We start from the raw sequence: 26,047 nt of genomic DNA, 5'->3' as shown, positions 1-26,047 counted from the left end.
AATCAGTCGCTTCCAGCGCAGGAAGCGACTAATTGCGCCTACTCGACGCCCGGTGGTGAAGGGACGCGGCTCAGGGTCAGGCGCGGGAGATGGCGATCATCTCGTCGCGGGGCACGACCTTCACGCGGGTGCGGGGGTGCGCATCCGCCTCGCCGAGGGCGAGCTCGTGGGCGTCGAGCTTGTGCCAGCCCTCGATGTCGGTGAACTGCACGCCGCGCGAGTCGAGCAGCGCCGGCACCGACTCCTCGGCGGGCTCGGCGGGGCTCCACCAGCTCGCCTGGTCGCGCACCAGGTGCGAGATGGTCTCCATGGCGTCGGACTTGGTGTGCCCGATGAGGCCGACAGGGCCGCGCTTGATCCAGCCCGTGGCGTACACGCCGGGGATGACCTCGTTGTGGTCGTCGAGCGCCTGCCCCTCGTGGTTCGGGATGACGCCGTGCCGCTCGTCGAACGGAATGCCGTCCAGCGGCGACCCGAAGTACCCGATGGCGCGGTAGAGCGCCTGCACGGGAACCGAGCGGATCTCACCCGTGCCCACCACGCCGCCCGCGCCATCGGGCCGCGTGCGCTCCCAGCGGAACTCGGAGACGTGACCCGACTCATCCGCCACCAGCTCGAGCGGCTTGGCGTAGAAGTGCAGGTGCAACCTCCGCGACGCCGCCCCCACCTCCCGCTCGCGCCACTGGTTGAGCACCTTATTGATGACGAACACCTGCTTGTTCGACTCGATCGCGGACTTCGAGGCCTCGTCGAGCTCGAAGTCCTCGTCGTAGACGATCATGTCGACGTCGTTCATCTCGCCGAGCTCGCGCAGCTCGAGCGGGGTGAACTTCACCTGCGCGGGCCCGCGGCGGCCGAACACGTGCACGTCGGTGACCGGCGAGGCCTTGAGCCCCTCGTAGACGTTCTGTGGGATCTCGGTGACCAGCAGGTCGTCGGCGTGCTTGGCCAGGATGCGCGAGATGTCGAGCGCCACGTTGCCGTTGCCGATCACGGCCACCGACTCGGCCTCGAGCGGCCAGGTGCGCGGCACGTCGGGGTGGCCGTCGAACCAGCTCACGAAGTCGGCCGCGCCATACGAGCCCTCCGCGTCGATGCCGGGGATATCGAGCGAGGCGTCGCCGATGGCGCCGGTGGCGAAGATGACGGCGTTGTAGTGCTTCTTGAGGTCGTCGAGCGTGATGTCGACGCCGTAGCGCACGTTGCCGAAGAAGCGGATGACGCCCGAGTCGAGCACCTCGCGGAGCGCCGTGATGATGCCCTTGATGCGCGGGTGGTCGGGGGCCACGCCGTAGCGCACGAGTCCGTAGGGGGCGGGCAGCTGCTCGAACAGGTCGATCGACACGTCGAAGTGGCGTTCGGCCTTCACGAGCAGGTCTGCGGCGTAGATGCCGGCGGGGCCGGCTCCGACGATGGCCAGGCGGAGCTTGGTCACGGTGTGGTTCCTTCGGATGGGGGTGGCCGGTCGAGCGCGGCCGGGCGGTCAGGGGCGGGCGGGATGCAGGCGGTGGGAATGCGGGCGGTGGCAGGCGAGGATGCGGGTGGCAGCGCGCCGTCAGTTCGTGCGGTCGACCACCGTCTCGGCGAAGCGGACAAGGGTCTTCTTCACGGTGCCCGACGGCAGCGGGTCGAGAGCGGCGATCGCCTCACGCGCGTAGCGGCGGGCCTCGTCGTTCGTGCGCCGGGTCACGGCGTGCTCGCGGAGCAGCCGGATCGTCTCGTTCGACCCCTCCTCCCCCGCGGCGGCGAGCGCCTCGGGGGTGAGGCGGGCGAGCAGCGACGCGGCCTCCGCATCCGTCTCGGCCTCGGTGCGCAGGTAGAGCACGGGCAGCGTGGCCACGCCGGCGCGGATGTCGGTGCCGGGCGTCTTGCCCGAGTCGTCGTCGCTCGGCGCGATATCGATCACGTCGTCGACGAGCTGGAAGGCGATGCCCACCTTCTCGCCGAACTCGCGCACCGGCTGCTCGTAGCGGCTGTCGGCTCCCGAGAAGATTACTCCGAGCTGGGCCGAGGCGGCGATGAGCGAGCCGGTCTTGTCGGAGAGCACGCGCAGGTAGTGCTCCACCTGATCGTCGTCGGGGCCGGGGCCGATGGTCTCCTGCAGCTGGCCGAGGCAGAGGCGCTCGAAGGTGTCGGCCTGCAGGCGGATGGCCCGCTCCCCGAGCTGCGCGAGCAGGGCGCTGGCCCGCGCGAAGAGCAGGTCGCCGGTGAGGATGGCCACCGAGTTGCCCCATTTGTACTGGGCGCTCGGCACGCCGCGGCGCTGGTCGGCGTCGTCCATCACGTCGTCGTGGTAGAGCGAGGCGAGGTGGGTGAGCTCGATCGACGCGGCCGCGGTGACCACCTCGTCGGTGATGCCCTGGCCGAGCTGCGCGGTGAGGAAGGCGAGGATGGGGCGCACCCGCTTGCCGCCCGCGTCGAGCAGGTAGCGGGCGACGGCATCGACGAGTCCGGCGGAGAAGCGGGTCTCCACCACGAGCCGGGCCTCGAGTCCGTCGATGGCGTCTTCGATGAGCCGCGCGGTGCGGCGGTCGTCGCCGGTGGAGAACAGCCTGTCGGCGAGCGAGAGCGGCGCCTTGCGCACGGAGGCGCGGCGAACGGGGGTGGGCACGGTCATCAGACTACTTTTTCTCGGCCGTCGGAGTCACGGCGGGCTCGGCTGCGGCGGACTCGGCCACGGCCGGAGCGGCAGGCTTCGTGCCCCGGTGCAGCGCCACGATGCCGGCGGTCAGGTCGCGGTACCCCACGTTCACGAACCCGGCCTCACGCAGCCAGCCCGCGAGCGTGCGCTGATCGGGCCAGGAGTCGATCGACTCGAACAGGTAGTCGTAGGCCGCGTCGTTCGACGACACCGCCTTCGCGAGCGCGGGCATCACCGAGCGCAGGTACCAGCGGTAGGCGGCGCGCAGCGGCTTCACCGGGGTGGAGAACTCACAGATGACGATGCGGCCGCCCGGCTTCGTGACCCGCAGCAGCTCACGCAGGGCCACCTTGGGGTCGCTGATGTTGCGCAGGCCGAACGAGATGGTGACCGCGTCGAACGACTCGTCGTCGAAGGGCAGGTTCATGCCGTCGGCCACGACGAACTCGATGTTCGGCACGCCCGCGCGCTGGCGCCGCCCCACCTCGATCATGCCGGGCGAGAAGTCGGCCGCCACCACGTGGGCGCCGCTGGCCGCGAGCGAGGCGCTCGAGGTGCCGGTGCCGGCCGCGAGGTCGAGGATGCGCTGGCCGGGCCGCGGATCGACCGCGCGGGTGGTGGCCACCCGCCAGAGCGCGGCGTTGCCCACCGAGAGCACGGCGTTGGTGCGGTCGTATCCGGCCGCCACCTGGTCGAACATGGCAGACACCTGCTCGGGCCGTTTGGTGAGGTCTGCCTTAGTCACCCCGATAGTTTACGTTCAGATCCCTGTGATCGCGCGCTGAGAGCACTCTTCGAAGGACCAGGCCGAGGCCACCGGGCGGAGGCGTAGGCTTGCCGGGTGAACGCCGCACCGCATCCGGCCGCCCGGCTCCAGGTGGAGACGACGCCGGTCGACGATCTGAAGCTGCTGCTCCCGCTGCTCGACCCGCAGCATCCGCTGGTCTGGATCAGGAAGGGACAGGGCATCGCCGGCATCGGCGAGGCACTGCGACTGGAGTTCTCGGGCCCCACCCGCATCGCCGACGCGTGCGAGGCCTGGCGGGCCGTCGTGACCGGTGCGACCGTGACCGACCCGGTCGCCCTCCCCGGCTCGGGTCTGGTGGCGTTCGGCAGCTTCGCTTTCGCCGACGAGTCCGCCGCGAAGAGCGTGCTCATCGTTCCGCAGCTCGTCATCGGCAAGCGCGATGGCCGCTACTGGGTGACGCGGGTGACGGATGCGGCGGCCGCGTCGCCGGAGCAGGGACAGAGGCAGGGGCAGAGCCAGGCCACGGGCGCCGGCCCCGCGCTCCCGTCGCCGCGCCCTCTCGGCCCCGAGTTCCGCATCACCCTCTTCCCCGGTTCCCTCACGCCCGAGGCCTTCCGCGACGCCGTCGGCACCGCCGTCGAGCGCATCGCGGCGCAGCAGCTCAGCAAGGTCGTGCTCGCCCGCGACCTCGTGGGGCACCTCCCGGCCGGCTCCGACCTGCGCCGCCCCCTCATGGACCTCGCGCTCGGCTACCCCGACTGCTGGACCTACGCCGTCGACGGCTTCGTGGGCTCGAGCCCGGAGACCCTGGTGAGCGTCTCGCACGGCACGGTGCGCGCACGGGTGCTGGCCGGCACCGCCTCGAGGGGTCCGGATGCGGAGAGCGACCACGACCGCGCCGTCGCCCTCGCCACCTCGCCCAAAGACCTCGACGAACACGGTTACGCGGTCACCAGCGTCGTCACCGCGCTCGCCCCGCACAGCCGGAACCTCGTCGCGAGCGATCTGCCCTTCACCCTCAAGCTTCCGAACCTCTGGCACCTCGCCAGCGACGTGGTCGGCACCCTCTCCGACGGGTCGACGTCGCTCGACCTCATCGGAGCGCTGCATCCGACCGCCGCCGTCGCGGGCACACCCACCCCTGAGGCCCTCGCCCTCATCGCCGAACTCGAGCCGTTCGACCGCGGCCGCTACGCCGGGCCCGTGGGCTGGGTGGGCGCCGACGGCGACGGCGAGTGGGCCGTGGCGCTGCGCTCCGCCCAGGTCGACGACGAGGGCGACATCACCGCCTACGCCGGCTGCGGGATCGTGGCCGACTCGGATGCGGAGCGCGAGTACCTGGAGACGAAGATGAAGTTCCGGCCGATCGTCGAGGCCTTCGGCTGAGCCCCGCCCGCATCCGCCGGCCCTTCGCCTGCGGCTAGAGTGCGGGTATGACCGACTCGCGTGACGGCGGCGACGACCAGGCGGATGCCGACGCGCGGCGCCCGCGCTCGGTGTACGGCGTCGGCACCGATCCCGACGTGCGATTCAGCCTCGCCAACGAGCGCACCGCACTCGCGTGGGTGCGCACCGGGCTGTCGCTCGTGGCGGGCGGAGTCGCACTCACGACCCTCGCGGCGATCGCCGACCTGCCGTGGCTGCTCGACGTCATCGCGGTCGTCGCCTGCCTCTCCGGGGGCGCGCTCGCCGCATCCGCCCTGTACTCCTGGCGGCGTGCCGAGCGGGCGCTGAGGGAGAACCGCCCGCTGCCGGCCCCCGCCGCCCTGCCGTGGGTGGTGGGCGGAGTCGTGGTGCTGGGGCTCGTGCTGGCCTCGTACGCGGTGTTCGAGCTCGTGGGCGACCTGCGGTGAGGCGCGACCCGGGGCTGCAGCCCGAACGCACGGCGCTCGCCTGGCAGCGCACCGCACTCTCGACCGCGCTCATCGCACTGCTGCTCGCGTTCGCGTGCCTGCGCGGCGGGTTCCTCATCGGCACCGCGATCGCCGGGCTGGTCGCGGTCGGTGCGGGGGCATCGCTCTTCGCCGTGCGCCGCCGCGCGGCCCGCGGCCAGAAGGTGCCGCCGTGGACGCCGCTCACCCGCATGGCCGTGCTGCTCATCGTCACCGCGGTCGTGGGCGCCACCCTCGCCCTGCTCTTCCTGTTCTGAGCCGGGCACGCGCATCCCGCTCGCGCCGGGTCGCTCAGGCGTAACTGAGCACGATCATCCCGCTGCCCGCGGCCACCTTCAGGGCACCGTCGACGCCCCAGAACACCCGGAGATCTGCCCTCGACCGGAAGCCGATGACCGCGTTCACCATGCAGGCGACCGCCAGCACGCCGCACACGGGTCCATGCGACGGGGTGAGCAGGAGGAAGTGGGCGCCCACGATGAACAGGATGCCCATCCAGAATTGCCGCGACTCCACATCGGGGTACCGGCGCACCACCACGCTCACCAGCCAGAACTCCACGGCGAAGGCGATCCCGAGCACGACCCACTGCCACACCGGCGGGTAGGGCAGGCCCGCGAAGATGAGCTTCGTCGCCCCTCCCACCGCCATCGCCGCCACGCCGAGCCCGGCCCCCACGATCAGGCACACCGTGCGCCAGCGACGCCCGCCGAAGGCGCCCACCACGATGCCGAGCCCGATGAGCACGAGGAACGCCCCGCCACCACGCATGAGGGGGAACAGCACGTGGAGGTCGGTGAGCCAGGCCATGCCACCGACCCTACGGGGAACCCGCGACGATCCGTGACCCCCGATCGGCGCGCGTAGACTGGGGCCGGAGGGCTGATGAAGAACACGAGCACTCGGCTACTGCTCAGCTGCGCGGCGATCGGGGTGGCCGGAGGGCTGCTGTTCATCGTGAATTCCTACGTCGGGGGCACGGTGAACGCGGTGGTGCCGATGCTCTACGGGCTCACCCTCGGGGTGTACTTCGTGCCGGGGGTCATCGCGCAGGCGCTGTTCCGGCGCGGTGGGGTGGCGTTGCTCGTGGCGGTGCTGTCGGGGCTCGTGTCGGCGGCGTTCCAGCCGCTCGGGTTCGGGGCCGCCCTCATCGCGGCCGCGATCGGTGCGGTGCAGGAGATCCCGTTCCTCATCGCGCGCTACCGGGTGTGGCGCACGTGGTTGTTCCTCGTGGGGGCCGCGGTGTCGGGCGTGATCCTCGCCTTCGGCATGTACCGGCTCGTGGGGTCGCACGACCTCGACGTGATGGGGGCGGTGATCCTACTGGCGGGGTCGTTCGTGTCGCCGATCGTGTTCACGCTGCTCGGTCTCGCGCTCGCCCGGGCGCTGGCGGCCGCGGGGGTCGGGCGGGGGCTCGCGCGGCGCTGACGGGGGCCGGATGCGCGGGCTGCGGTGACTACTGCGAGCTGAGCAGTGACGAGTCGGCGAGCAGCAGGGGCGCATCCGTCACCGGCACGTCGACGTGCATGTGGGTGCAGCTATCGTCGAACTCGGTCCAGTTGGTGAGCTGCACCGAGACGCCGGCCGAGGCGCGGCAGCCCGCCTGACCCACTCGGGAGCCCACCGGCATGACCGGGTCGAGCAGGCTGATGAGCTTGAGCGTGCCGGAGTCGTAGCCGTTGAGGCTCTTGTTGTCGAGCAGGTAGAAGTCGACCGCGTGGCCGCCGCCGTCGATGTAGTGCGACGAGCTCGTGCCGGCACCCTCGAGCTGCCCGGTGCATTTGCGGTTGATGTCACTCACGCCCACCTGGTCGAAGTTGCGCACGGCGATCGCGATGATCTCGAGGATGCGGTAGTCGACACCGCAGTCGGGCACGGTGACGCCCTCGGCGATCCAGCGGATCTCCTTCATGTGGTCGGGCTGCGACCCGACCAGCTTGCCGGCGTCCATCGCGTTCACGAGCTCCTGGGCGAGCGAGCGGCCAACGAGCAGCTGGGCGGTGGAGTAGCCGGCCGCCTGCAGCTCGCCCACGTCGGCGACCGCGTAGCCGTCGCGGTCGATGGCGGTGCTGGCCGCGGCGTCGGAGGTGATGAGCTGCTGCGTGTCGCCGCCGGCGTTGGCCGTGAGGCTGAGGTTCACCAGGTTCGAGTCCATCGGGCTCGCCGAGACCGTGCTGGGCAGGGCCGTGACGGCGGTGATGCCGAGCACGAAGGCCATCGCCACGGCGCTCACGCCGGCCTTCGCCCAGCCGCGGCGGGTGCCGCCTTTGCCGCCGTTCTCGGCGGATCCCCGTGCGGAATCGGGACCGGTCGACGCGGGCCCGCGCGCCACGAGACCGCGCCAGCCCCGGCGTGCCGGCGAACGACGAACCGAGGTGCGGCTGCGGCGGCTGGGGACTGCGGTGGCGTCGCGCACGACGACGTCGGCGGCCGAGGCGCGGGAATCGACGACCACGTCGGTTGCAGAGGATGCGGGTGCGGAGGTGGACGCGATGGCTGCGGGTGCGGAGGGGGGCGCGATGGCCGCGGCCGCCTGGGTGGAGGGGGCGACGGCCGGCGAGAGGCCGATCGAGAAGCCCGCGGCAGCGGCGAGATCGGCGCGGATGACCTCGGCTTCGGCCTCGGCTCGGGGCGGCACCTCGTGCTCCGCGACCGTGCGCTCGGCGCCGGTCGGGGCTTGGGGGGCTCGCCGCGCGCGACGTCCACCTGCAGCAGCAGAGTCGGTACCGGCATCCCGGCGCGAGGCGACCGTCTCGGTCTCCGTCGCAAGTGACGGGGAGACGGTGGCACCGGCCTCGACCTCGACGACGGCCTCGCCCACAGTGTCAGGGGCGGGCGCCGCGCGGAGGGTGCGGCGCGAGGGGAGCACCTGGAGCGGAGGAGGCGGGGCGAGCGGGTCGGAGGCGGGCTCCGCCTCGATCAGCGGGAGCTCGAGCTGCGGTTCGAGGGCGGCTGAGTCGAGGGGCGCGATCTCGAGAGTCGCGATCTCCTCGGCGCGCAGCTCGAGTTCGCGGCGCAGCTGCTGTTCGCGGAGCTCGCGGCGGGTGAGCGGTCGCGCATCCGGAGCCGGCGACTGCGCCTGCGACACCGGTTCTCCACCCGCGGCTCCTGCCTGGGCCAGCAGTTCGGCGGCCGCGCGCTCGTCGCGGAGACGCCGGCGGGTGACGGGAGCCGGAGCGCCTTCGCGATTCGCCGGGGTCGACGACGAGGCGTCGGAGGGCGAGTCGGGGTGAGTCAAGCGTTCGGGCTTCCGGGTCGAGCTGGACGGCGGCCCCTAGGGTCGGGCGAACCGTTTCAATCACAAAACCATAACAAGCGGCACCTGGGAGATGCCAGTGCCGTGTCGACATCTCCATGAGAGTGCATGATCCGCGGAGCGATGCATGGCGAGCCTTACCTAAGCTGGTGCCATGACCGACTCGCCGCTGCTGCAGCTGGAGTCGGTGCGCATCCGCCACGAGGGCGCGACGGCGTTCACCCCGGATGAGGTGGGCTTCGCGGTGCACTCGGGCGAGGTCGTGCTCGTGCTCGGCCCGTCGGGCAGCGGCAAATCGACTCTCGCACTGGCACTGAACGGCCTGGTGCCGCACGCGGTGCCCGCCGAGCTGGAGGGCACCGTGAGGGTCGACGGCATCGCCACGACCGACACCACCGTGGCGCGACTCAGCGAGAGCGTGTCGATGGTGTTCCAAGACCCCGACGCGCAGATCGTGACGGGCACCGTCCTCGACGAGGTGTGCTTCGGCCCCGAGAACCTGGGGCTCCCCGTGGCCGAGGTGCTCGCCCGCGCCGAGGCGGCCCTCACGCAGGTCGGCCTGTGGCAGCGCCGCGACGAGAACCCCGATCGCCTCTCGGGCGGGGGCCGCCAGCGACTCGCGCTGGCCTGCGCGCTGGCCCTGCGCACTCCGCTCATCGTGCTCGACGAGCCCACCGCCAACCTCGACCCGCGCGGCATCGACGAGGTGTACACCACTCTCGCCGACCTGGTGGCACGCGGTGGGCACGCGCTCGTGCTGATCGAGCACAACCTCGACGCCGCGATGACCCTGGTCGACCGCGTCGTCGTGCTCGACCGCTCCGGGCGCCTCCGCTTCGACGGCCCCGCCCGCACCGTCCTGCGCGACCACGTGGGCGAGCTGCTCGCCCTCGGGGTGTGGCTGCCCGCCGCCACCCTGGCAGGGCTCCGGATGCGCGACGCCGGCCACCCCGTCGCCGAACTGCCGCTCACCCCGGTCGAGCTCACCGCCCTCGTCGACTCCCTCCCCGCGCCCACCGCCCCGGTGCCGGCGCCCGAGGGCACCGTCCGCTCCGGCGCATCGACCACCCCACCTCAGTTCGCACCGGGGCACGAGCTCGCCGTGCGCGTGCGCGACCTCACCGTGCACCGTGGGCGCACCGAGGTGCTCCACGGCGTCGACCTCGATGTTCCGCGCGGGGCGTTCGTCGCCCTGGTCGGCACTAACGGAGCGGGGAAGACGACGCTGCTGCAGTCGATCGCGGGAGTGATCGCACCGCCGCGCGGCCGCGTCGACCTCCTCGGTCTCGACCCCGCACGCGCCGACGTGGGCACCCTCGCCCGCGCAGTCGGGTTCGTCTTCCAGAACCCCGAGCACCAGTTCGTGCGGGGCACCGTCGCCGACGAGCTGGCGCAGAGTCTCGAGCGGCAGCGACTCTCCCCCGACGAGGTGGCCGACCGGGTCGACCGGATGCTCGAACGCTTCGGCCTCGAGGCCGCGCGCGACGTGCATCCGTTCCTCCTCTCGGGCGGACAGAAGCGGCGGCTCTCGGTGGGTACCGCACTCATCGCGGGCGCACCGGTGCTCGCCCTCGACGAACCCACCTTCGGGCAGGACAGGGAGCGTGCCGCCGAGCTGCTCGATATCCTCAGCGGCTTGCACTCCGAAGGCACGACGGTGCTCGTGGTGACGCACGACCTGCAGCTCGTGGCCGACCACGCGACCCACGTGGCCGTGCTCGACGGCGGCCGCATCGCGGCCTTCGGGGAGACGGCTGCGGTGCTCGCGTCTGACGCGCTCGTCGCCTCGGGGTTGCAGCCGCCGCCGCTCGCGCGCGCCTTCCGGGCCGCCGCGCACCCGGCCTGGCACGGCGTGACCCGCCTCGGCGACATCCCCACCGCACTACGCGCATCCGGAGCGGGATCGTGAGCCTCGCGGCGCGGGCGGCCCGAGTCGACCCGTATGCGGATCGTGTCGACCACGGGGCCCTCCGCTTCCTGCACCGCCTCAACCCGCTCGCGAAGATCGCCGCGCCGCTGCCCGCGATGATCGCGCTTGTCTTCACCCGCGATCTCGCGGTGCCGCTCGCGTTCATCGCGCTCGCCTATCTGCTGCTGCTCGTCGGTGCAAAGCTGAGCGGGCGGGCGGCGCTCGGCCTGTTCGTGGTGCTGCCGGCGCTCTCGGCAGTGCTCGCCTTCAGCATCGGTCTCTGGACCGCGCCCTCCCGAACAGAGGGCACGCCCGTGCTGTTCGCGATCGGCTCTTTCGACTACACGCTCGGGGCACTCACGGCCGGGGCGGCGACCGCTCTGCGGCTGGGGGGCATCCTCGTGCTCTCGCTGCTCGCGGGGCTCACGTCGACGGGCCCCGATCTCGTGCGGGCGATGGTGCAGCAGCTGCGGGTGCCCTACCGGCTCGGGTACACGGCGCTCGCCGCGTACCGTTTCGTGCCGCGGTTCGGGCACGAGCTCGATGTCATCCGGCAGGCGCACCGGGTGCGCGGCGTGTCGACGGGCCGCGGACCTGTCGCGGCCGTGCGACGCTGGCTGGGCTATGTGGTGCCGCTGCTCGCGGGCGCGCTCCGGCACGCCGAACGGGTGGCGCTCGCGATGGACTCCCGCGCCTTCGGGGCGCATCCGACGCGCACCGAGCGGCACCTCGTGCCGTTCCGGGCACGCGACTGGGTGTTCATGCTCGCGTTCTGGGCCGCGACGGCGGCGATCCTCGTCGCGGGGGCCGTCCTCCCCCGCTGAGCGTCATCCCGCCGGGAGCGCCTCGGTTCGACGCGGGCTCAGCGCCGCCGGCGCGCGGGGAGCGACACCACGAGCACCGCGATCACGACGAGCGCGGCGGCGATCGGGGTCGTCCAGTCGACGGTGTGGCCCGAGCCCGGCGCCACGAGGTCGATCGCGATCGAGCCGAGCAGCTGCCCCGTGATGGAGCACAGCCCGAGCAGCAGCACCCCCGTCACCCGCACGGCGGTCGCGAGCCCGAAGATGAACGCCACCCCGAGCGGCCCGCCGAGATACAACCACCACTCCCCTGTGAGCGACGGCAGCGACGCCGGGAATCCGCCCGTGACGCCCGCGTGCACGAGCGCCACCACCACGAGCGCCGCCGATCCCGCGATGAAGTTGAAGAACGTCGAACTGACCGCCGACCCGGCCGCTGCGGCCACCCGCCCGTTGGCGGCCTGCTGCACCGCCTGAGCGACGCCCGCGATCACGGGGAGCAGCAGCAACCACAGCGGGATGCCCGGGTCGAGGTGCGACGACACCGACCACACCACGGTGCCGAACGCGATCAGCGCCCCCAGCACCCGCCGCGGCGTGAGGTACCGCCGCCCGCCCGGACCGATCCCGATGCGGTCGACCACGAGCCCCGACACCGTCTGCCCGCCGATGAACGCCACCGTGAACAGCGACACCCCCACGAGCGCCGAGGCGAGCCCCTGCGAGAGCACGAAGATCGCGCCGCCGAACCCGGCGAACAGCATCCACGCCGGCAGGCCGCCCGCGCGCACCGCCCGCAGCGCCGTGCGCGCCCCGTGCCGCGCGGTCGGCATGATCGCCACGATCACGCTCACGATCGCGAGCCCCACCACGAAGCTGATCGCCGCCGCGGTGAACCCGTCGTCGATGCGCCGCCCGAACTCCCCGTTCACGCGCGACTGCGTGGCCATGAGCACGCCGCAGCCCACCGCGATCACAATCCCCGCCCACAGCGGCAACCGAGCGGATGCGCTGGTCACGTGCGGCGGATGCGCGGGAGGGAGGACGGTCACCGGTGGCTGCACCTACTCCGCAGCGGAAGCGTCGGAAGCGGAAGCGTCGGAGCCGGCGGAAGCGTCGACGGAGACGGAAGCGTCGGAAGCAGCAGCATCCGCGGCGCCCACGCCCGCCGCCGCGGCCGCCGCCAGCTCGCTCACGAACGGGTCGCCCGGCACCACCTGCACGAACTCCGCCTCGATCTCGGCCCGGTCGAGCAGCTCCTCCATGCGCCGACGCCGCGAGCGCGGCACGATCGTCACCACGGTGCCCTGCTTGCCCGCGCGCCCTGTGCGGCCGGCCCGGTGCAGGTACGTCTTGTACTCATCCGGAGCGTCGGCCTGGATGACGAGGTCGATGTCGTCGACGTGGATGCCGCGCGCCGCCACGTCGGTCGCCACCAGGATGTCGACCCGCCCGCTCGTGAGCTGCTGCAGGTTGCGCGTGCGCCGCGCCTGATTGAGGTCGCCGTGGAGACTCGTGGAGGCGAGACCGGCCTCGTCGAGCTGGTCGGCGAGGCGCTCGGCGTAGGCGCGAGTGCGGGTGAACACGAGGGTCTTGCCGTGGCGGTCGGCGAGCTGCTCGATGACGGCGTCCTTGTCGCGGTGGTCGACGACGAGCACGTGGTGGTCGATGGTCGACGACGCCTGGTCTTCGCCCGCCACTTCGTGCACGACGGGGTCGACGAGGAACTCGTCGACGAGTGTCGCCACACCCTTGTCGAGGGTGGCCGAGAACAGCAGCTTCTGCCCCTTCGGCGCGGTGCGACGCAGGATGCGCTGCACCGGCTCGAGGAACCCGAGGTCGCACATGTGGTCGGCCTCGTCGAGCACGGTGACGGTGACCTCGGAGAGGTCGAGCCTGCGCTGCTCGATGAGGTCTTCGATGCGGCCCGGCGTGCCGATCACGATGTCGACACCGCGCTGCAGGGCGCCCACCTGACGGTGCTGCGAGACACCGCCGTAGATCTGCGTGGTGAACAGCCCCACCGAGCGCGCGATCGGCTGCACCGTGCGGTCGATCTGCAGGGCGAGCTCTCGGGTCGGGGCAAGGATGAGGGCACGGGGCTTGCGGCCCGGCTTGCGGTTCTTGCCGCCGCCGTTCTCCATGAGGCGCTCCACGAGGGGGGCGCCGAAGGCGATCGTCTTGCCCGAACCTGTGCGGCCGCGGCCGAGCACGTCCTTCGCGGCGAGCACCTCGGGGATCGTCGCGGCCTGGATGGGGAACGGCTGCTCCGCACCCAGTTCGGCGAGCGCCTTCACGATGTTGCCGCCGAGCCCGAGGTCGGCGAAGGTCACGCCCTCCACGTCGGCCGCGAGCGTGGCCGTGGCCTCGAGACGCTCGAGCACCACGTCGTCGACCTCGTAGCCGCGTGGCTTCTCACGCCCCTCCGGGCGCCCGCGGTCGAACCCGCCCCGCTCGAACCCGCGGTCGCCCCGGCGGTCGTCGCGCTGGCCACGGGCGGCGGCGCGGTCGTCGCGACCGTACCCGCCGGATGCGCGCCCGCCGTCGCGGTCCCAGCCGCTGCGGCTCCCGCGATCTGCGCGCTCGGCGTACCCACCGCGGTCGGCGCGGTCGCCGTAGTCGCCGCGACCGGCCGATCCGGCACGTCCACCACGGTCGTCGTCCGACCGACCCCCGAAGCCGCCACGGCTCGCGCGGTCGCCGCGGTCACCGTAGCCACCGCGGTCGGTGCGATCGGCCGATCCGGCACGCCCACCACGATCGTCGCGGCCACCACGGGTGTCGCGGTCGCCGTAGCCGCCGCGCCCGACACCGCCGCGATCGTAGCCACTGCGGTCGCCCGCGCCGCGATCGTCACGTGCAGGACGATCGTCGCGATCGAAGCCGTCGCGGTCACGGGTGCGTCCCGCTCCGGGGCCGCTGCGGTTGAAGCCGTTCTCGCGGCTCGGCCGCTCGTAACCCCCACGCGAGCCGCGGTCATCGCGACCATACCCGCCGGTCGAGCCGCCCTGCGATCCACGGTCATCACGACCGTAACCACCGGCAGAGCCCCCACGCGATCCACGGTCATCACGACCGTAACCACCGGCAGAGCCCCCACGCGATCCACGGGCATCGCGACCGTACCCACCGGCAGAGCCGCCACGCGCATCACGCTCACCCGAGCCGGAACCGTAGCGGCCACCGCCGCCCGCGCGCTCACCTCGCGCATCCCGCTCGCCGCCCCTGCGCGAGTCACCTCGCGCGTCGTCGTCGCGGCGAGCGCCGCCCCGGCGCACAGGGTCGCCCCCGCGGGCGGCGCGGTCGTCGGCGTTCCAGCGCTGCTTGCGCGGAGCCTCCTGCTCCTCCTCGGGGCGGAACCCGCGGTGCTTCGGGCTGCGGCTGCCGGGCTTGGCGGCGCCACCCTTCGCTCCGCCCTTGCCGGGGGTGCGGGGTTCGTAGTTCTTGACGGGCTTGTACCCGCCCGACTTGGGCGATTTGGGCATGACTGTCTCCAAGACGGTGAGGTTAGCGACGTTCGCCAGTGACCAGCGCTTCTGCGCACTGACTGGGAAACCGGCCCACCAGACCTACGAGTTCAGCCGCGCAGAATGCCGCGGTGTCCAGAGCCGACCGACCAACGTTACACGATCAGAGCTGCTCGCGCACCCACGCCCGGGTGAGCGACGGCGGCCCGGCGAGGATCGGGCGCAGCGGCGACACCCCCTCGGGCGACTGCCGCCAGGCGCGGTACGCGTCGTCGGCGGCCAGCGACTCCCAGCGCTCGGCGACCACGTAGTGCGCGGGGTCGTCGACGTCGACCGTCACCTCCACGCCCAGGCACCCCGGACGCGACCGCGTGGCCTTGAGGGTCTCCCGCACGATCGCCGGGGCCGACTCGACCGCATCCGCCGACACCCGGAACTCGAACACCGACAGCACCTCGTCGCCCACGGTCGCCACCGCGCTCACTCCCCCAGCTGCGGCACGACCTCGCGCGCCACCAGGTCGAGGTGATCGAGGTCGTGCAGATCGAGCACCTGCAGGTACACCCGCTCCACACCCTGCTCGCGCAGCGCCCCCAGCTTGTCGACCACCTCGGACACCGTGCCCGCCAGCCCGTTGACCCGCAGCTCGGCGGGCTCGCGCCCGATGGCCGCCGCCCGCTTCACGAACGACGCCTCGTCACTGCCCACCGCCAGCACCTGCGCCGCCGAGTACACGATCTCGTCGGGGTCGCGCCCGAACTCCACACAGGCCCGCCGCACGTTCTCGAACAGCCCGGGGATGGTGCCCGGGTCGGGGAACGGGGCGTTGAACTCGGTCGCGAACCGCGCCGCGAGAGCTGGCGTGCGCGAGGCGCCCTTGCCGCCGACGAGCACGGGGATGGGCGACTGCACGGGCTTCGGCAGCGCCGGCGAGTTCTCGAGCGTGTAGTGCTCGCCCGAGAACGAGTAGGTCTCCCCACGCTCCGTGCTCCACAGCCCGGTGACGATCTCGAGCTGCTCCTCGAGCAGCCCGAACCGCTTCGGCGGGAACGGGATGCCGTACGCCTTGTGCTCGGCCTCGAACCAGCCGGTGCCGAGCCCGAGCTCCACACGTCCGCCCGACATCGCGTCGACCTGCGCCACCTGGATCGCCAGGATGCCCGGGTACCGGTACGTGACCGACGACACGAGGGTGCCCAGCCGGATGCGCGAGGTGTCGCGAGCGAGCCCGGCCAGCGTCGTCCACGCATCCGTCGGCCCGTAACCCGGGTCGCCGTCGCCCATGCGCAGGTAGTGGTCGGAGCGGAAGAACGCGTCGAACCCCAGGTCTTCGGTGGCCTTCGCCACGGCCAACAACTCGTCGTAACTGGCGCCCTGCTGGGGCTCGGTGAAGATCCTGAAGTCCATGCTCCGAGCCTATCCCCGGCCACCGACAGCACGCGCGCCGTGCGAGGGTGAAGCAGGGTCAGAAGGTTCTCCGCGTGGCGCGGAGCGCGCCCGCGAGGCCGGCGACGGCGAACACGAGCGTGGCGATGAGCACCACGCCGATGGAGAGGGTCCAGGATGCGGTGGCGTCGTGCACGGCGCCGACCAGCGTGGGAGCGGTCGCCCCGAGCGCGTACCCGACGCCCTGCACCATCGCCGAGAGCCGCCTGGCGTGGGTTCCGGTGAGCGAGAGCTGCACCACCAGCATGAACACCACGGTGATGCCGCCGCCCTGGGCGACCCCGCCGAGGAATCCCCAGGCCAGCCAGCCGCCGGGGGCGAGCATCATGCCGAGCGGGAACGTGATCCAGAGCAGGGCCACGATGAGGAAGGTGCGCGGGATGCCGATGCGCTGCGACAGAAGCGGCACCCCCAGTGCCCCCACCACCGCGGCGATCTGGAAGATCGACGAGCTCGTGCCCGCATCCGTCGCCGAGTAGCCCAGCTCGTCTTCGAGCACCGTCGGGAACCAGGCGGTGAGCCCGTAGTACGAGAAGGCCTGACCCGCGAACGCGAAGGCGAGCAGCACCGCGGAGAGGTTGCGCCAGGTGCGCGGCTCGGGGGCGGCGAGCGGGATGCCGCGGGTGTCGATGGCGATGGTGTCGACGGCGCCGGTCTCGAGCGCGGGCCGCACGGGACCCCAGTGGAACGCGCGCCGCCCCACCGCCACGAACCACGCGACGATCGCGAGCAGCACGAACCCGAGCCACGCCGCGAGCGCGCCGCGCCAGCCGAACACCGCCGCGAGCGGCACGGTGGCGAGCGAGGTGATCATGGAGCTCACGTTCATGGCCGCCGTGTAGGCGCCCGTGACGATGCCCACCCGCTGCTCGGGCACGTCGCGCCGGATGATGACCGGGATCACCACGTTTCCGATGGTGATGAAGGCGCCCATGATGATGGTGCCGACGAAGGTGGCCTCCACGCCGCCGGCCGACCGCACGATGGAGCCGATGCCCACGCCCACGATCGCGATCGTGGTGGCGAGGTTGGCCCCGGCCTTGCCGATGAACAGCGACGCGAACGGCGTCATGACGGCGAAGCAGAGCACCGGCAGGCTCGTGAGGAGGCCCGCCTGAGCGGCCGTCAGCCCCAGGTCACCGCTGATCTCGCCGGTGACCGGGGCGACGGCCACGATGGGGCCGCGCAGGATGAAGCCGATGAAGACGATGCCCACGACGAGGGTCCACGGGAACCCGGATCGCAGGCTCCGACTCATGCCTCCATCGTACGCGCCGGCACGAGCCACCCGATCTCGGCGGGTCGCCGTCGGCGTGCTAGCGCGACACCCGAGAGCACGAGGCTCACCAGGAGGATGCCGACCATGACGAGCGACGCCTGCACCACCACGGCCGCGTCACCGCCGGTGAGGATGGTCTGGATGCCGTTCACCGCGTAGCTCAGCGGACTGATCGTGTTGATCACCTGGAACGGCCCCGACAGCAGTTCCACCGGGTAGAGCCCGCCGGTGGCGGCGAGCTGCAGGGCGAGCAGCACGAGGGAGATCACCGATCCCAGGCGCCCGAACGCGGTGCGCAGCAGTTGCTGCAGCGCCGTGAAGGCGAGCGCCACGAGGAGGGAGAACCCGAGCGTGGCCGGCAGGCTGCTCCAGGATGCGCCGAGCACGATGTGCAGGAACGCCACGAGCAGCGCCACCTGCACCGCCACGATGGCGGCGGCCCGCACGAACACGCGCGCCGTGAGGCGGCCGGTGGAGGCCGCCGAAGCGAGCACGGCCCGCGATAGCGGCCGCAGCCACAGGAACACGGCGAGGGCGCCCAGCCACAGGGCGACGGGCAGCATGATGGTCGACACCACCTGGCCCACGTTCGACACCTGGTTCGTGGTGACCGAGTCGACCGCCACCGGCTGCGCCACCACGTCGGCGGCCTGCTCGGTGTCGGTGGGCGTGTTGGCGGTGAGCTGCTCGGCCCCGCTGGTCAGCCCGTCGGAGAGCTCACGCGCCCCGTCTCCGAGCTGCGTCGCGCCGTCGGCGAGCTGCTGCGCCCCGGGCACGGTCTGCGCCACCCCGGTCGCGAGCTGACTCACCCCGTCGGCCAGCGTCGCGGCCCCCGGCGCACTCTGCGCGAGCCCACCTGCAATCTGGTTCACCCCGTCCGCCAGCTGCGACGCCCCGGGCGCCGTTTCCGCCAGCCCACCCGCGAGCTGCCCCACGCCGCCCGCGAGCTGGTCGGCTCCGGTCGCCGTCTGCGCAACCCCGCTTGCGAGAGCGGAGGCGCCGGTAGCGAGCTGATCGGCTCCGTCGGCGATCTGCGAGCCTCCGTCGGCGAGCTGATCGGCACCAGACGCCGTCTGGGCAATCCCCTGCTCGAGCAACGGCAGCCCTGACGCGCCTTCAGCGAGCTGCGCACTTCCCGCGTCGAGCTGGGTGAGACCTCCCGAAAGCTGCGCCAGCCCGTCCACCAGGTAGGCCGGCACCGTCGGGTCGGCGGCTGCGGCGGCGGCAAGCTGCTGCGCCCCCTGCGCCGAGGCCGTGACACCCGTCGTGTAGGCCGCGACGCCCGCCGACAGGTCACCGAGCCCGGTCGTCTGCTCGGCGAGCGCGTCGAGACCGCCTGCGAGCTGGGAGACCCCGTCGGTGTACGCACGCACTCCGACCCTGAACTCATCGAGCCCGCCGGCCAGGTCGGAGGCCCCGGTCGAGAGCTGCCCGACGCCTCCGGCGAGCGCCGTCGCACCCGACGCGGCCGAAGCGGCACCGCCGGAGAGCTGGCCTAGGCCGTCGGCGAGCTGAGTGGCGCCGGTGCCGGCGGAGGCCGCACCGGTGGAGAGCTGGCCGAGGCCGTCGGCGAGGGTCGCACCGCCGCTCGCGGCCTCGGCGGCACCGGAGCTGAGCTGCCCGAGGCCGTCGGCGAGCTGTGCGTTCCCCGAGGCGATCCCGTCGGCACCGTCGGCGAGCTGCGCGGCGCCGTCGGCCGCGTCGGTGAGGCTCGTGCCCACCGTGCCGAAGCTCGTGTAGATGCCGTTCACCACCTGCGCGGTGACGAACTGCCCGAACTCGGCCTGCACGGCGCTGCCGACGGTCGACGCGACGATGCCCGAGAGGTAGCCGTGCGCGGCGTCGGTGCGGATGTCGATCGGCGCCTGCACGGGCTCGGTGCTGCCGAGCGTGTCTATCGAGGCGGAGAAGTTCTCGGGGATCGTCATGACCGCGTAGTACCGCCCCTCGGCCAGCCCGGCGGCGGCGTCTTCGGAGTTCGTGACGGTCCAGTCGAACCCGGAGTCGCCGCCGGTGAGCTCGGTCACCACGGCGCGGCCCGCGAAGTTCGTGCTCTCGGTGCCGTCGGCCGCGGTCGTCGTGGTCATCTCGTCGTTGTTCACGATCGCCGCCGGGATGGTGGTGATGTTCGTGTCGACGTTCGCGAGCGCTCCCGCGAACAGCCCGTTCACGGCGAGCGGTGTGAGCACCACCGCGAGGGTGGCGAGCACGAACAGCGCGATCTTGGTGCGGCGCCGGATGCGCGGGGCCGGTGCGGATGACGAGGCGCTCATCGGAGCACTCCCTTCGCGTCGTGGCGGGAATCAGAGTCGGTGGCGCCGGTGGACGGCGGCGAAGCCGGCGACAAGGGCGGTAGCGAAGCCGACGATGAAGGCGGTGAAGAGGATGAAGACGGTACCGACGACACGGCCGACGGATGCGCGACCCCGGCGAGATCGATCCGCGCGACGGGCCTCCCCCCGACGCTCGATCCGTCACCGAGCGACGCGGGCGCCGTCGCGAGCCCGAGCACGAGCGTCGCGTCCGACCCGACGACGCCCGCCACCGCATCCGCGAACCCGAGCGTGCCGGGCCGCGAGAACTCGCCGTCGCCGGTGTCGACCACCACGACGCGCGCCCCGTCCGCCACGCCGAGCGTCACGGCGAGCAGCGCCGAGGCCGTGGGCGAGAGCTCGCCGAGCGTGGTGTGCAGGTCGACCCGCTCCTCGCCCTCGAGCCCGTCGAGCGCCCGGTCGAGCCGGTCGACGAGGGCTTCGACCGTTCCGCGCGGCACCCGCTTGAACCACGGCCGGTCGAGCCGCAGCCGCTCGGCGAGCGCGTCGCCCACGGCGGTGTACTCGTCGAGCCGCCGCGACTCCAGGTCGACGAGGCTGACGCGGGTGACCACCGAGGCCGACTCCGAGGGCAGCGCGCGGTCGAGCACCTGCAGGTGCCCGGCGGCCGGCGCGATGCGCCCGGCGATCGCCGCGCCGAGGAGGCGCCGCGAGACGGTCTCGCCCGTCATCACCGCCACCGATCCGCGCGGCACCGTGAAGCCGACCGACGCCGCGAGCCCGTCGAGCTCGAGCTCCTCGGCCGCGACCACGTGCCCGGCCTGCACGGCCGCCCATTCGCGCTCCTCGATGTGCCCGCGCAGGCTTTCGCCCTCCACGTCGACGTTCGGCAGCACCCGGTCGAGCCAGCGCGGCAGGTACCAGGCTCGCCGGCCGAGCAGCGCCATCACCGCGGGCACGAGCGTCATGCGCACGAGGAAGGCGTCGACGGCCACACCCACGGCGAGCGCCAGCGCGATCGCCTTGATCGGGCCCTCGCCCTCGGGCACGAAGGCGAAGAACACGAAGAACATGATGAGCGCCGCCGCCGTCACCACCCGGGCGCCGTGCTGGAAGCCGATGCGCACGGCGCGGCCGGCATCCTTCGTCTTGACGTACTCCTCCCTCATGCCCGACACGAGGAACACCTCGTAGTCCATGGCCAGCCCGAACAGGATGGCCATGAGCAGGATGGGGAGGAAGCTGATGATGGGCCCGGTCGCGTGCACGTTGAGCAGGTCGGCCGCCCAGCCCCACTGGAACACGGCCACGGTCACGCCGAACGAGGCCCCGATGGTGAGCACGAAGCCGAGCGCCGCCTTGATCGGCACCGCGAGGGAGCGGAACACCATCGCCAGCAGCACGATCGAGAGCCCCACGACGAGGATGCCGAAGGGCAGCAGCGCCGCGGTGAGCTGGTTCGAGACGTCGATGGCCACGGCGGTCTGACCGCTCACGGTGTAGGGCGTGCCGTACTCGTCGTCGATCTCGGCGCTCATCTCGCGCAGCCGCTCCACGAGGGCCTTGGTCTCGGGCGAGTCGGGGGCGGTGGTGGGGATGACCTGGAAGATGGCGGTGTCGAGCGTCTCGTCGGGCAGGCCCGGGCCGACCGTCGCCACACCGGGCACGGTCTCGAGCTCGGTGCGCACCTCGTCGAGCACGTTCAGGATGTCGGTCGTCTGCGTGATGTCGGCCACCACGACGACGGTGCCGTTGTAGCCAGGCCCGAACTTCTCGGCCACGGTGTCGTAGGCCGTGCGGGTGGTGCTGCCCTCGGGCTGCGAGGCGGCGGTGGGCAGGTTGAGGTCGAGGCTGAAGGCCGGGATGCTCGCCACACCGAGCAGGCCGATGACGGCGATGAGGAAGACGACGGGCGCCTTCATCACGAGCGCCACCCAGCGGCCGCCGAGCGAGGGCTTGTGGGTGCCGCCCTCCGCATCCGTCTCACCGTGCGACGCGGCGGCGAGCGCGCGGCGAGCCGCCCTCGACCCGGGCTTGGCGCGCAACCGCCCCTTCGCCAGGCCCATGATCGCCGGGAGCAGCGTGACCGCGATGAGCACAGCGACGAGCACCGCGAACGCAGCCCCGACGCCCATGACCGAGAGGAAGGGGATGCCCACCACGAGCAGGCCCAGCAGCGCGATGATGACCGTGATGCCCGCGAAGAGCACCGCTGCGCCGGCCGTGGCCACCGATTGCGCGGCCGATTCTTCGGGGTCGAGCCCCTGGGCGAGCTGGCTTCGATGGCGGGAGAGGATGAACAGGGCGTAGTCGATGCCGACCGCGAGCCCGATCATCACCGCGAGCATCGGCGCGGTGCTCGACACCGGGGTGAAGAACGCCACGGCCATGATGCCGCCGGTGGAGAGGCCGACGCCGATGAGCGCGGTGAGCAGCGGCAGGCCCGCCGCGAGCAGCGAGCCGAAGGTGATGAAGAGCACCACGCCGGCGAACAGCACGCCGATGGCCTCGGTGATGGTGAGCCCGAACTCCTGGCTCTGGAACGCCTCGCCGCCGTAAGAGACCTGCATGCCCTCCTCGGTGAGGGTGTTCCCGGTCTCCTGCAGGGCGTCGAGCGTCGCCTCGGTGATGTCGGTGGCGGGGCCGTCGAACTGCACCTTGATGAGGGCGGTGGTGCCGTCTTCGGAGATCTGGTTCGTGGCGTACTCCGAGTAGGGCGAGATGACGCTGGCCACCTGCCCCAGGTCGGCGATCTCGTCGGAGACGTCGGTGATCTCCTGCGTGACGTCGTCGTCGTTCACCGAGCTGCCATCCGGAGCGACCACCACCACGGTCGCCCCCGCGCCGGCGGCGGCCGGGAAGAGGTTCTCGAGCTTGTCGATGGTCTGCTGCGACTCGGTGCCCGGGATGGTGAAGCTCTCCTGGAACTGCCCGCCGAGGGCCAGCCCGCCCCCGAGCAGCGCCGCGAGGGCGAGCACCCAGCCGATGATGACGTACCAGGCGCGGCGGTAGGCGAACCGGCCGATGCGGTAGAGCAGAGTTGCCACGGGGAAGCTCCTCGAGAGGTGGGGGGGGTGGGTACTACAGTCCGGTGACGAGTTCGCCGACGACCTCGATGAGGGCTTCCCTGACCTCGTCGATGTTGTCGATCTCGGGCGCGCTCGGCCGCGAGGCCACGAGCACGTAGGCCGCGCCCGCGAGCGCGACACCCAGGCGGATGCGCTGGGTGGTGGTGGGGAGGCCGGTCATGAACGACTCGCCGATGCGGTCGATGTAGCTGCGGGCCTCGGCCATGGTGGGGATGTCGATGAGGGTCTGGCCCTGGTTGATGATGATGTGCGCGGCCAGACGGTAGGTGAGCAGCAGGTCGACGAACTCCTCGACGAAGGCGGCCCGGTGCTCGTCGGACTTCGCCCGCGGCACCGTCGTGTCGAGGAAGTCGCCCAGCATGCCCACCGCGGGGGCCAGTGCCTCTTCGAGCAGGGCCTCTTTCGACCGGAAGTGGTAGAGCACGCTCGACTTCGAGTAGCCCGCCGCGTCGGCGATCTGCTGGAGGCTCGTGCCCGCGTAGCCGTGCTCGGCGAACATGGTGAGCGCGATCTGCCGCAGCTCGGCGGCGACGTCGTGCTGCTCGCGGCTGATGGGCTGGATGACGGGCACGGATCGACCGTAGCCTGACCGATCGTTCAGGCGCTGACCGATCGGTCAGATTCGCGGCGGTCTGCCAGCTTCGACTCTGTGCCTGCCGGGAAACGCCGATGAAACACGTGTGCATTAGCGTCGTGCCATGGGGAAAGAAGACATCGCCGACGCCGAAGAGAACCCCCGCGAGACCGTGGGCGACCGGCTCGAGGCCGTGGAGGACTTCTCCGACGAGCAGGCCGGCTATCACAAGTCGCTGAAGCCGCGGCAGCTGCAGATGATCGCCATCGGCGGCGCCATCGGCACAGGCCTCTTCCTCGGCGCGGGCGGGCGCCTGCACGAGGCCGGGCCGCTGCTGGTGTTCGACTACGCCATCTGCGGGTTCTTCGCCTTCCTCATCCTGCGCGCGCTCGGCGAGCTCGTGCTGCACCGGCCCTCATCCGGATCGTTCGTCTCCTACGCGCGCGAGTTCTACGGCGAGAAGGCCGCCTACGTCTCGGGCTGGCTCTACTTTCTCAACTGGGCCATGACGGCCATCGTCGACTCCACCGCGGTGGCCGTCTACGTGCAGTACTGGAGCCTGTTCACCGACGTGCCACAGTGGCTGCTGGCGCTCATCGCACTCGCGGTGGTGCTCGGCGCGAACATGATCTCGGTGAAGGTGTTCGGCGAGATGGAGTTCTGGTTCGCCCTCATCAAGGTGGTGGCGCTGGTCTCGTTCCTCCTCATCGGTGTGGTGTTCCTCGCCTTCGCGTTCCCGACGGATGCGGGCGTCACCGGCATCCCGATGATCGTGGCCGAGGGCGGGCTCTTCCCCGACGGCATCAACACCCTCGTGGTGGCGGTCGTCATGATCCAGGGCGTCGTGTTCGCCTACGCGGGCGTGGAGCTCGTCGGCACCGCCGCGGGCGAGACCGCGAATCCCGAGAAGATCATGCCGAAGGCCATCAACAGCGTGGTGTTCCGCATCGCGGTGTTCTACTGCGGCTCGATCGCGCTGCTCGCGCTGCTGCTGCCGGCCTCCACCTACTCGGCCACGGAGAGCCCGTTCGTCACCTTCTTCTCGCACATCGGCAACCCCACGGTCGCCGCCATCGCGGGCTCGGCCATGAACTTCGTGGTGCTCACCGCCGCCCTCTCGAGCCTCAACGCGGGGCTCTACTCCACCGGCCGCATCCTGCACTCGCTCTCGGCGGCCGGGGCGGCGCCGAGGTTCACGGGCAAGATCAACAAGCGCGGTGTGCCGTTCGGCGGCATCCTGCTCACCTCGGCGGTGGCGCTGCTGGGCGTCGGCCTCAACTTCGTGGTGCCGGCGCAGGCATTCGAGATCGTGCTCAACGTGTCGGCGCTCGGCATCATCTCGAGCTGGGCCACGATCGTGCTCTGCCAGCTGAAGTTCAAGAAGCTCGCCGATCAGGGGCTCTACACGCGGCCGAAGTTCAGGCTGTTCGGGGCGCCGTTCACCTCGTACCTCACGCTGGTGTTCCTCGTGACGGTGCTGGTGCTGATGGCGTTCGACTACCCGGCGGGCACCTTCACGATCGCGTCGCTGGTCATCATCATCCCGCTGCTCATCGTGGGGTGGTACGTGTACCGCGACCGTATCGCGGAGGTCGCGGCGCGGCGGTCGGGGTTCACCGGGGCGTACCCGACGGTGGCGAACCCGTCGCCGATCGAGGGGGCCGCCGAGGGCGCTCCTGAGGGCGCCGACGGGTCGAGCGGGATGAACGGCTCGCCTCAGGCGTGATCGCGCCAGCTGTGGCGGGGTGAGAACCAGAGCATCCGCTTGGCCTTCTCGATGTCGAGCAGGGTGTCGGTGCCCTCGACGGGGTGGCGGAACGGCACGGCCGGAAAGTGGCGCGCGGCCAGCTCGGCCGACGGGGTCGACATGACCGTGTCGGCCGCGGCGATGATGAAGGCCTCGAAGCCGGTGAGGGTGCTCTCGAGCGCCAGCCGCACGGCCTGGGCGCCGTCGCGGGCGTCGATGTAGCCCCAGGCGTTCCAGGCGCGGCTCGTGGGGTCGCTCTCGAAACCGGGGAAGGCGGCGTAGTCGGCGGGCTCCATGACGTTGGAGAAGCGCAGGCCGATGAGCTTGAGGTCGGGGTTCCACCGGGTGAAGTGGCGTCCCATCTCCTCCTCGACGGCCTTGCCGAGCGAGTAGGTGCTGTTCGGGCGCACCGGGTAGAGCTCGTCGACCGGGAACGAAGGCGGCGGGGTGTCGAGGAAGGGCAGGCCGAGCACGGTCTCGCTCGACGCCCAGACGATGTTGTCGATGCCGGCCGCCTGGGCCGCCGCGAACACGTTGTAGCTCGAGGGGACGTTGTTGGCGAAGGTGGCCGAGTTGGTGACGATGCCGGGGGCCGGGACGGCGGCGAGGTGCACCACGGCGTCGATGCGCGAGTAGCGGTCGTCGACGGCGGTGAGGGCCTCGGCCACCTGGCCGTAGTCGGTGAGGTCGATGCGCAGGAAGGCGGCGCGCGCATCCGGGCCCGCGACGCGGTCGAGGTTCACGACGTCGTAGCCGTTGTCGAGAAGCTCGGCGACGACGGCGCGTCCGAGCTTGCCGCTGCCTCCGGTGACGGCGACACGGGTCATGGGGGTGCTCCTTCGCTGGGTGGGGGTGTCCGGGTCGGTACCCGGGTCCACTGTAGGCACTGCCGGGGCCCTGAGGACACCGCCGGGGCCCTATGC

At 71.8% G+C, this 26,047-nt stretch carries 21 protein-coding genes; 7 read left to right on the top strand and 14 right to left on the bottom strand.

The genetic code is table 11. From position 1 onward, the window contains the following. Nucleotides 1-76 precede the first annotated feature (76 nt). The 3 genes from N1031_RS10565 to N1031_RS10555 form a co-directional block, all read right to left on the bottom strand. Nucleotides 77-1,435, bottom strand: a complete 1,359-nt coding sequence (locus N1031_RS10565; RefSeq protein ID WP_259479594.1) for an FAD-dependent oxidoreductase — start codon at nt 1,433-1,435, stop codon at nt 77-79. Between the two features lie 120 nt (nt 1,436-1,555). Further along, nucleotides 1,556-2,617 (bottom strand): polyprenyl synthetase family protein, encoded by a 1,062-nt coding sequence (locus N1031_RS10560; protein WP_259479593.1) that lies wholly within the window; start codon nt 2,615-2,617, stop codon nt 1,556-1,558. 4 nt (nt 2,618-2,621) lie between these two features. Beyond that, nucleotides 2,622-3,386, bottom strand: a complete 765-nt coding sequence (locus N1031_RS10555; RefSeq protein ID WP_259479592.1) for a class I SAM-dependent methyltransferase — start codon at nt 3,384-3,386, stop codon at nt 2,622-2,624. 96 nt (nt 3,387-3,482) lie between these two features. Here N1031_RS10555 and N1031_RS10550 point away from each other — a divergent pair, with 96 nt between their 5' ends. Genes N1031_RS10550 through N1031_RS10540 form a run of 3 tightly spaced genes read left to right on the top strand, consistent with a single transcriptional unit; the run spans nt 3,483 to nt 5,538 of the window. Continuing rightward, entirely contained in the window at nt 3,483-4,775 is a 1,293-nt protein-coding gene (locus N1031_RS10550; RefSeq protein WP_259479591.1) for an isochorismate synthase, read from the top strand. A gap of 47 nt (nt 4,776-4,822) precedes the next feature. Then, a complete protein-coding gene (locus N1031_RS10545; protein WP_259479590.1) occupies nt 4,823-5,242 on the top strand; it encodes a YidH family protein in 420 nt (139 codons plus the stop codon). After that, nucleotides 5,239-5,538: a DUF202 domain-containing protein gene (locus N1031_RS10540; protein WP_259479589.1), complete on the top strand. Its 300-nt coding sequence runs from the start codon at nt 5,239-5,241 to the stop codon at nt 5,536-5,538. The genes N1031_RS10545 and N1031_RS10540 overlap by 4 nt, the downstream gene beginning before the upstream one ends. Before the next feature lie 34 nt (nt 5,539-5,572). Here the strand turns inward: N1031_RS10540 and N1031_RS10535 are convergent, their stop codons facing one another. After that, complete coding sequence (locus tag N1031_RS10535; protein ID WP_259479588.1) at nt 5,573-6,091, bottom strand: DUF6609 family protein; 519 nt, start codon at nt 6,089-6,091, stop codon at nt 5,573-5,575. Nucleotides 6,092-6,166: 75 nt separating this feature from the next. On the opposite strand from N1031_RS10535, the gene N1031_RS10530 reads away from it, so the two are divergent. After that, complete coding sequence (locus N1031_RS10530; RefSeq protein WP_259479587.1) at nt 6,167-6,709, top strand: ECF transporter S component; 543 nt, start codon at nt 6,167-6,169, stop codon at nt 6,707-6,709. Between the two features lie 28 nt (nt 6,710-6,737). Here the strand turns inward: N1031_RS10530 and N1031_RS10525 are convergent, their stop codons facing one another. Continuing rightward, the gene (locus tag N1031_RS10525) at nt 6,738-8,519 is read right to left on the bottom strand and encodes a hypothetical protein (protein ID WP_259479586.1); all 1,782 of its coding nucleotides are present in this window, start codon (nt 8,517-8,519) and stop codon (nt 6,738-6,740) included. 172 nt (nt 8,520-8,691) lie between these two features. Here N1031_RS10525 and N1031_RS10520 point away from each other — a divergent pair, with 172 nt between their 5' ends. Both N1031_RS10520 and N1031_RS10515 read left to right on the top strand, forming a co-directional pair. Next, nucleotides 8,692-10,446 carry an ABC transporter ATP-binding protein gene (locus N1031_RS10520; RefSeq protein ID WP_259479585.1) on the top strand — a complete coding sequence of 585 codons (1,755 nt, stop codon included), beginning with the start codon at nt 8,692-8,694 and terminating at the stop codon, nt 10,444-10,446. Continuing rightward, a complete protein-coding gene (locus tag N1031_RS10515) occupies nt 10,443-11,270 on the top strand; it encodes an energy-coupling factor transporter transmembrane component T family protein (protein WP_259479584.1) in 828 nt (275 codons plus the stop codon). The genes N1031_RS10520 and N1031_RS10515 overlap by 4 nt, the downstream gene beginning before the upstream one ends. 38 nt (nt 11,271-11,308) lie before the next feature. Here N1031_RS10515 and N1031_RS10510 read toward each other — a convergent pair whose 3' ends face one another. The 8 genes from N1031_RS10510 to N1031_RS10475 form a co-directional block, all read right to left on the bottom strand. Next, complete coding sequence (locus N1031_RS10510) at nt 11,309-12,301, bottom strand: DMT family transporter (RefSeq protein WP_259479583.1); 993 nt, start codon at nt 12,299-12,301, stop codon at nt 11,309-11,311. Nucleotides 12,302-12,313: 12 nt separating this feature from the next. Beyond that, nucleotides 12,314-14,734: a DEAD/DEAH box helicase gene (locus N1031_RS10505; protein WP_259479582.1), complete on the bottom strand. Its 2,421-nt coding sequence runs from the start codon at nt 14,732-14,734 to the stop codon at nt 12,314-12,316. 145 nt (nt 14,735-14,879) lie between these two features. Further along, nucleotides 14,880-15,191, bottom strand: coding sequence for a putative quinol monooxygenase (locus N1031_RS10500; protein ID WP_259479581.1), 312 nt, complete (start codon nt 15,189-15,191; stop codon nt 14,880-14,882). 5 nt (nt 15,192-15,196) lie between these two features. Then, complete coding sequence (locus tag N1031_RS10495) at nt 15,197-16,123, bottom strand: LLM class F420-dependent oxidoreductase (protein ID WP_259479580.1); 927 nt, start codon at nt 16,121-16,123, stop codon at nt 15,197-15,199. A gap of 58 nt (nt 16,124-16,181) precedes the next feature. Beyond that, a complete protein-coding gene (locus N1031_RS10490; RefSeq protein WP_259479579.1) occupies nt 16,182-17,420 on the bottom strand; it encodes an MFS transporter in 1,239 nt (412 codons plus the stop codon). Continuing rightward, nucleotides 17,417-19,714 carry a YhgE/Pip domain-containing protein gene (locus N1031_RS10485; RefSeq protein WP_259479578.1) on the bottom strand — a complete coding sequence of 766 codons (2,298 nt, stop codon included), beginning with the start codon at nt 19,712-19,714 and terminating at the stop codon, nt 17,417-17,419. Before N1031_RS10485 ends, N1031_RS10490 begins: the two co-directional genes overlap by 4 nt. After that, the gene (locus tag N1031_RS10480; RefSeq protein WP_259479577.1) at nt 19,711-22,761 is read right to left on the bottom strand and encodes an MMPL family transporter; all 3,051 of its coding nucleotides are present in this window, start codon (nt 22,759-22,761) and stop codon (nt 19,711-19,713) included. Before N1031_RS10480 ends, N1031_RS10485 begins: the two co-directional genes overlap by 4 nt. A 34-nt stretch (nt 22,762-22,795) precedes the next feature. Then, a complete protein-coding gene (locus tag N1031_RS10475) occupies nt 22,796-23,374 on the bottom strand; it encodes a TetR/AcrR family transcriptional regulator (protein WP_259479576.1) in 579 nt (192 codons plus the stop codon). A 127-nt stretch (nt 23,375-23,501) separates the two neighbouring features. Between N1031_RS10475 and N1031_RS10470 the strand changes: the two genes are divergently transcribed. Continuing rightward, nucleotides 23,502-25,103 carry an amino acid permease gene (locus tag N1031_RS10470; RefSeq protein ID WP_259479575.1) on the top strand — a complete coding sequence of 534 codons (1,602 nt, stop codon included), beginning with the start codon at nt 23,502-23,504 and terminating at the stop codon, nt 25,101-25,103. Here the strand turns inward: N1031_RS10470 and N1031_RS10465 are convergent. After that, nucleotides 25,094-25,951, bottom strand: a complete 858-nt coding sequence (locus tag N1031_RS10465; protein ID WP_259479574.1) for an NAD-dependent epimerase/dehydratase family protein — start codon at nt 25,949-25,951, stop codon at nt 25,094-25,096. The genes N1031_RS10470 and N1031_RS10465 overlap by 10 nt on opposite strands. Nucleotides 25,952-26,047: the final 96 nt, after the last annotated feature.

This window comes from Herbiconiux moechotypicola, from assembly GCF_024979255.1.
Classification (GTDB): domain Bacteria; phylum Actinomycetota; class Actinomycetes; order Actinomycetales; family Microbacteriaceae; genus Herbiconiux; species Herbiconiux moechotypicola.
The sequence above is the reverse complement of the archived record's forward strand: the minus strand, read 5'-3'. Positions and strand labels throughout refer to the sequence as shown.

Excerpts from the sequence above, each read along its gene's own strand:
- N1031_RS10560 (WP_259479593.1), bottom strand. The coding sequence starts at position 2,617 with ATGACCGTGCCCACCCCCGTTCGCCGCGCCTCCGTGCGCAAGGCGCCG.
- N1031_RS10545 (WP_259479590.1), top strand. The coding sequence starts at position 4,823 with ATGACCGACTCGCGTGACGGCGGCGACGACCAGGCGGATGCCGACGCG.
- N1031_RS10535 (WP_259479588.1), bottom strand. The coding sequence starts at position 6,091 with ATGGCCTGGCTCACCGACCTCCACGTGCTGTTCCCCCTCATGCGTGGT.
- N1031_RS10530 (WP_259479587.1), top strand. The coding sequence starts at position 6,167 with ATGAAGAACACGAGCACTCGGCTACTGCTCAGCTGCGCGGCGATCGGG.
- N1031_RS10520 (WP_259479585.1), top strand. The coding sequence starts at position 8,692 with ATGACCGACTCGCCGCTGCTGCAGCTGGAGTCGGTGCGCATCCGCCAC.
- N1031_RS10505 (WP_259479582.1), bottom strand. The coding sequence starts at position 14,734 with ATGCCCAAATCGCCCAAGTCGGGCGGGTACAAGCCCGTCAAGAACTAC.
- N1031_RS10495 (WP_259479580.1), bottom strand. The coding sequence starts at position 16,123 with ATGGACTTCAGGATCTTCACCGAGCCCCAGCAGGGCGCCAGTTACGAC.
- N1031_RS10490 (WP_259479579.1), bottom strand. The coding sequence starts at position 17,420 with ATGAGTCGGAGCCTGCGATCCGGGTTCCCGTGGACCCTCGTCGTGGGC.
- N1031_RS10485 (WP_259479578.1), bottom strand. The coding sequence starts at position 19,714 with ATGAGCGCCTCGTCATCCGCACCGGCCCCGCGCATCCGGCGCCGCACC.
- N1031_RS10470 (WP_259479575.1), top strand. The coding sequence starts at position 23,502 with ATGGGGAAAGAAGACATCGCCGACGCCGAAGAGAACCCCCGCGAGACC.
- N1031_RS10465 (WP_259479574.1), bottom strand. The coding sequence starts at position 25,951 with ATGACCCGTGTCGCCGTCACCGGAGGCAGCGGCAAGCTCGGACGCGCC.